General features: G+C 71.8%; 5 protein-coding genes. 3 read left to right on the top strand and 2 right to left on the bottom strand.

All coding sequences use genetic code 11. The annotated features are described in order from the left end of the window. Positions 1 to 25 precede the first annotated feature (25 nt). Positions 26 to 1,009 carry a DeoR/GlpR family DNA-binding transcription regulator gene (locus ACRDP3_RS15975; RefSeq protein ID WP_431517622.1) on the bottom strand — a complete coding sequence of 328 codons (984 nt, stop codon included), beginning with the start codon at positions 1,007 to 1,009 and terminating at the stop codon, positions 26 to 28. A 147-nt stretch (positions 1,010 to 1,156) separates the two neighbouring features. Continuing rightward, a complete protein-coding gene (locus ACRDP3_RS15980; RefSeq protein ID WP_431517618.1) occupies positions 1,157 to 2,611 on the bottom strand; it encodes an NAD(P)H-quinone dehydrogenase in 1,455 nt (484 codons plus the stop codon). Between the two features lie 172 nt (positions 2,612 to 2,783). Here ACRDP3_RS15980 and ACRDP3_RS15985 point away from each other — a divergent pair, with 172 nt between their 5' ends. The 3 genes from ACRDP3_RS15985 to ACRDP3_RS15995 all read left to right on the top strand — a co-directional run. Continuing rightward, positions 2,784 to 3,221, top strand: coding sequence for a gamma-glutamylcyclotransferase (locus ACRDP3_RS15985; protein ID WP_431517619.1), 438 nt, complete (start codon positions 2,784 to 2,786; stop codon positions 3,219 to 3,221). A 509-nt stretch (positions 3,222 to 3,730) separates the two neighbouring features. After that, positions 3,731 to 4,549: a purine-nucleoside phosphorylase gene (locus ACRDP3_RS15990; protein ID WP_431517620.1), complete on the top strand. Its 819-nt coding sequence runs from the start codon at positions 3,731 to 3,733 to the stop codon at positions 4,547 to 4,549. Between the two features lie 35 nt (positions 4,550 to 4,584). Beyond that, positions 4,585 to 6,224, top strand: a 1,640-nt coding sequence (locus ACRDP3_RS15995) for a phospho-sugar mutase (protein WP_431517621.1), incomplete at its 3' end; no start/stop codon positions are given.

Consider the following 6,224-nt stretch of genomic DNA (forward strand, 5'->3'; position numbering starts at 1 on the left):
CCGCCACTTCGTCCGCCCCGGAGAGCTATCTCCGCCGGGGTGCCAGGTCGGCGATCCGGCCGGCGCCCCCGGTCTGCTCCGGCAGCGGGGGCGCACTGCGCAGCGGCGACGGCGAGTGCGCCGAGGACGGACCCGGCGGGCCCGGCGGATGGTTCCGCCGCTGCCCCGGCATCGGCAGGTCCCGGTCCCGGCGACCGGACCCGGAATCCGCGCCACGTGCACCCGCACCTCCCTGCGGCGAGGGCCCTTCGGCGCTGTTCCCGGTCAGCCCCGCGACGGTGATCTGCACGCCCTGGTCCGCCAGTGCCTGCAACTCCGTCCCCGCACGGTCCTCCTGCGGCGACGGCCTGTCCGTCACCAGCCGGGCCATGACGTCCGTCGGGACCGTCTGGAACATCGTGTCCGTACCCAGCTTCGTGTGGTCGGCAAGGACGACGACCTCCGCCGCGGCCTGCACCAGCGCACGGTCGACGCTCGCCGAGAGCATGTTGGAGGTGGAGAGTCCGCGCTCGGCCGTGAGCCCGCTCCCGGACAGGAACGCACGGGAGACCCGCAGTCCCTGCAGGGACTGCTCGGCACCGCTGCCGACAAGCGCGTAGTTCGACCCGCGCAGGGTGCCGCCGGTCATCACCACCTCGACGCGGTTGGCGTGCGCCAACGCCTGTGCGACCAGCAGGGAGTTGGTCACCACCGTCAGACCCGGTACGCGCGCGAGCCGGCGCGCGAGCTCCTGTGTCGTCGTACCCGCGCCGACGACGATGGCCTCACCTTCTTCGACGAGACCGGCGGCGAGATCGGCGATGGCCGTCTTTTCCGCGGTCGCTAGATGGGACTTCTGTGGAAAGCCGGACTCGCGGGTGAAGCCACCCGGGAGCACAGCTCCGCCGTGCCGACGGTCGAGCAGCCCTTCGGCCTCCAGCGCCCGCACGTCACGGCGGACCGTGACTTCCGAGGTCTGGACGACGCGGGCGAGCTCCCTGAGCGATACCGCTCCGTTGGCACGCACCATTTCGAGGATCAATTGACGACGTTCCGCAGCGAACACGAAACTGACAGTAACGCCAACGACCGTCTGGTTTCAGCAGTTTGCGCCGATTACCAGAAGTTGTTCATACGCGTACGGCTGGCGTGATATATGCGGCAAACGGCTGACCTGTCAGCCGTCCTCGGCCGTCTTCCGCGTGTGCAACTGCCGTGCCACCTCGCCGATCGAACCGGTCAGCGACGGGTACACCGTGAAGGTGTTCGCCACCTGACCCACCGTGAGGTTGTTGTCGACCGCGATCGAGATGGGGTGGATCAGTTCGCTCGCGTGCGGTGCGACCACCACGCCGCCCACCACGATGCCGGTGCCCGGACGGCAGAACAGCTTCACGAAGCCGTCCCGGATGCCCTGCATCTTCGCGCGCGGGTTCCGCAGCAGCGGCAGCTTGACGCACCAGGCGTCCATCCTGCCGCTGTCCACGTCGGCCTGGCTGTAGCCGACGGTGGCGATCTCGGGGTCGGTGAAGACGTTCGCCGAGACGGCCTTGAGGTTGAGCGGCGTGACGGTCTCGCCCAGGAAGTGGTACATCGCGATCCGGCCCTGCATCGCCGCCACCGAGGCGAGCGCGAAGACGCCGGTGCAGTCACCCGCCGCGTAGACGCCCGGCGCGGAGGTGCGGGAGACCTTGTCGGTCCAGATGTGGCCGGAGTCCTTCAACCGCACCCCGGCCTCCTCCAGACCCATGTCCGTGGTGTTCGGTACGGCGCCGACGGCGACGAGGCAGTGGCTGCCGGTGATCGTACGACCGTCCGCCAGCGTCACCTCCACGTGGTCGTCGACCCGCTTGGCCGAGGCGGCACGGGAGCGCGCCATGACGTTCATGCCGCGACGCCGGAAGACGTCCTCCAGCACCGCCGCGGCGTCCGGGTCCTCACCCGGCAGCACCCGGTCACGGGACGAGACGAGCGTGACCCGCGAACCCAGCGCCCGGTAAGCACCGGCGAACTCGGCTCCGGTCACACCCGAGCCGACCACGATCAGCTCCTCGGGCAGATCCTCGAGGTCGTAGACCTGCTTCCAGTTGAGAATCCGCTCGCCGTCCGGCTGGGCGTCGGGGATCTCACGCGGGTGGGCACCGGTCGCGATCAGCACCGCGTCGGCGGTCAGCCGCTCCTCCGCACCGCCGTCCCGCCGGTCGTCCGCGAAGGTGACGACGACCTCCCGCGACCCGTCCGGCCCCTGCGCGGGCTCCAGCCGGCCCCGGCCGCGCAGCACCCGGCCGCCGGCACGGGTCACGGACGCGGTGATGTCGTGCGACTGCGCCAGCGCGAGCCGCTTGACCCGGCGGTTGACCTTGCCGAGCTCGACACCGACCACCCGGGCCGGGTCGTTCGGGTCATGGGTGCTGTCCTCGACACGGATACCGAGCTCCTCGTAGGAGGAGTCGAAGTTCGTCATGACCTCGGCGGTGGCGATGAGGGTCTTGGAGGGCACGCAGTCGGTGAGCACCGACGCGCCGCCGAGACCGTCGCTGTCCACGACGGTCACATCCGCCCCCAGCTGGGCCGCCACCAGGGCCGCCTCGTAGCCGCCGGGTCCGCCACCAATGATCACGATCCGAGTCACGTGTCCAGTGTCCCGCACCCGCTCACCGGCGTCGCCGCGCCCCCTCCGAACGCTGTTGCGGGCGCCCGCCCCCGCACCCGTCCCGCACCCGTCCCGCACCCGCCCCGGGGCCGACCCCGGTACCCCCTACGGCGGCGCCGTCCCCGCCGGGCTCTCCCGTACTCTCGTCGTCATGTCGCTCTACGCCGCCTACGCCGCGAACCTCGACGCGCGGCTCATGTCGCGCCGCGCCCCGCACTCCCCGCTGCGCGGCACGGGGTGGGTCACCGACTGGCGCCTGACGTTCGGCGGCGAGCAGCTGGGCTGGGAGGGCGCGCTGGCGACGGTCGTCGAGTCGCCGGCGGCGCAGGTGTTCGTGTCGCTGTACGACATCGCCGACATGGACGAGGACTCCCTGGACCGGTGGGAGGGCGTCGACCTCGGCATCTACCGCCGGACACGGCTGCGGGTCCACACGCTGGACGGCGAGGCGACGGCCTGGTGCTACGTACTCAACGGCTACGAGGGCGGACTGCCCGCGGCCCGGTATCTCGGCGACATCGCCGACGCGGCGGAGTCCGCGGGCGCGCCGCACGACTACGTCATGGAACTCCGCAAACGCCCCTGCTGAGCGTTTTCGGGTGCGTGGTGGGTGCGGGTGCGTGCCGCTGCGGCGACGGTCCCGGGACGGCATGATTTACGGCCCGGGAGCTCCGGAGACTTTCCGGGGCCCCTGTCGAGCCTCCCGGGCCGAAAATCACTTCCCCTACCTGCGGCGGGGAGACCCCAAGGGTGTCCCGGAACCACCTTCCCCTACCTTCGGCGGGGAGACCCCAAGCGCGTCCCACCCCCTCCCGCCGGGGAAATCGTGTCCAAGGAGAGCGTCAGCCGCCCGACGACGGGAGGGGGCGGGACCCGGAGGTGTGGGTGGCCGGACACTCAAGCGTGATTTGTGGCCCGACAAGTGAGGGGCACACAAGATCTTTCCGGGGGGTCGGGCCATAAATCATGCCGTCCGGACGCACGCACCGCAGCGGCACGCACCCGCACCCACAAACCGGTGGACCGCACTGTGAGGGTTCCGCGCCGTTTTCCGGAGGGCTTCTACGCGCGTAGGCCCGAACAGGCTAGGCTCACCGCGTGAACGCTTCAGCCTCGAACACCGCCGACGATCCGTACCGTTCCGCCGACGCCGCCGCCGAGCGGCTGCGGGAGCTGACCGGCACGGACAGCCATGACGTGGTCCTCGTGATGGGCTCCGGCTGGGTGCCCGCCGCCGACGCGCTCGGGGCGCCCAAGTCCGAGTTCCCGGTGACCGAGCTGCCCGGTTTCGCACCGCCCGGCGTGGCGGGGCACTCGGGGACGGTGCGTTCCCACGAACTGGGTGACAAGAAGTGCCTCGTCTTCCTCGGCCGCACCCACTTCTACGAGGGCCGCGGCGTCGCCGCCGTCGCGCACGGCGTCCGTACGGCCGTCGCGGCGGGCTGCAAGACCGTCGTACTCACCAACGGCTGCGGCGGCCTGCGCGGCGACATGGTGCCGGGCCAGCCCGTCCTCATCAAGGACCACATCAACCTGACCGCCACGTCCCCCATCGTCGGCGCCAACTTCATCGACCTCACCGACCTCTACTCCCCCCGGCTGCGCACCCTGTGCCGGGAGATCGACTCCTCCCTCGAAGAGGGCGTGTACGTGCAGCTTCCCGGCCCGCACTACGAGACGCCCGCCGAGATCGGCATGGTCCGCGCCATCGGCGGGGACCTGGTCGGCATGTCCACCGTGCTGGAGGCGATCGCGGCCCGCGAGGCAGGCGCGGAGGTGCTGGGCATCTCCCTGGTGACCAACCTCGCGGCGGGCATGACCGGCGAACCCCTCAACCACGAAGAGGTGCTCCAGGCGGGCCGCGAATCGGCCACCCGGATGGGTTCGCTGCTGGCGCAGGTGCTGGGCCGGATCTGAGGGACCGGATCTGAGGGAAAGGCAGGAACCGAACCGTGCAGGAAGACCCGACGGACGGACCGACGGAAGAGCTCGCGGTCTTGACCGCCCGCGCCCGCGACTGGCAGGCCGAGGACCCCGACCCCGAGACCCGCGAGGAGCTGGCGAAGCTCATCGAGGCGGCCGACCACGGGGAGCTGGCCGCCCGCTTCCGCGGCACTCTCCAGTTCGGCACGGCCGGGCTGCGCGGTGAACTGGGCGCGGGTCCGATGCGGATGAACCGTTCCGTCGTGATCCGGGCCGCCGCCGGACTCGCCGCCTACCTGCGCGAGCAGGGCCACGCGAGCGGCGGCGCTGCCGGCACCACCCCCGGACTCGTCGTCATCGGTTACGACGCCCGCCACCGCAGCCTCGACTTCGCGCGCGACACCGCCGCGGTGATGACCGGTGCGGGGCTGCGCGCCGCCCTGCTGCCCGAGCCGCTGCCCACGCCCGTACTCGCCTTCGCCATCCGCCATCTCGGCGCCGTCGCGGGCGTGATGGTCACCGCCAGCCACAACCCGCCCCGCGACAACGGCTACAAGGTCTATCTGGGCGGAGGATCCCAGATCGTTCCGCCCGCCGACGCGGGCATCGCCGCCGCCATCGACGCCGTCGGCCCGCTCGCCGGGGTGCCACGCCCCGCGTCGGGCTGGGACGTGCTGGGCGCGGAGATCGTCGAGGCGTATCTCGCCCGTACGGCCGCGGTGCTGACGCCGGGCGCGCCGCGCGAGGTGCGGGTCGTGCACACCGCCCTGCACGGCGTCAGCTCCCGCACGCTGCACGCGGCCTTCGTACGGGCGGGCTTCCCCGCCCCGCTGCCCGTGCCTCAACAGGCCGAGCCCGACCCGGACTTCCCCACCGTCTCCTTCCCCAACCCGGAGGAGCCGGGCGCGATGGACCTCGCCTTCGCGACCGCCCGGGACGCGCCCGTCACGGCCGGTGCAGTCGATCTCGTCCTCGCCAACGACCCGGACGCCGACCGCTGCGCCGTCGCCGTACCCGACCCGGACGCCGACGGCGGCTGGCGCATGCTGCGCGGCGACGAGACCGGCGCGCTGCTCGCCGCTCACCTGGTGCACAAGAGGGCGCGCGGCACGTTCGCGACGACGATCGTCTCCTCCTCGCTGCTCTCCCGGATCGCACGGTCGGCGGAGCTTCCGTACGAGGAGACGCTGACCGGCTTCAAGTGGCTGGCCCGGGTGGAGAATCTGCGGTACGGCTTCGAGGAGGCGCTGGGGTACTGCGCCGACCCCGACGGCGTACGCGACAAGGACGGCATCACGGCCGCACTGCTCATCGCCGAACTGGCCGCCGAACTCAAATTGGCGGGCCGCTCGTTGACCGATCTGCTCGACGATCTGGCCGTGGAGCACGGGCTGCACGCGACCGACCAGCTGTCGGTACGCGTCGAGGACCTCTCCCTCATCGCCGCAGCGATGGAGCGCCTCCGCGCGCACCCCCCGACCGCCCTCGCGGGTCTCGCCGTCGTCTCCGCCGAGGACCTGACCGAGGGCACCGGCGCCCTGCCGCCCACCGACGGCCTGCGCTACCAGCTGTCCGGCGACCCGGCAGCCGGCGTGGAGAAGGCCCGCGTGGTGGTGCGCCCGAGCGGCACGGAGCCGAAGCTGAAGTGCTACCTGGAGGTCGTGCTCCC

It is taken from the genome of Streptomyces sp. (assembly GCF_050698815.1).
GTDB lineage: Bacteria > Actinomycetota > Actinomycetes > Streptomycetales > Streptomycetaceae > Streptomyces.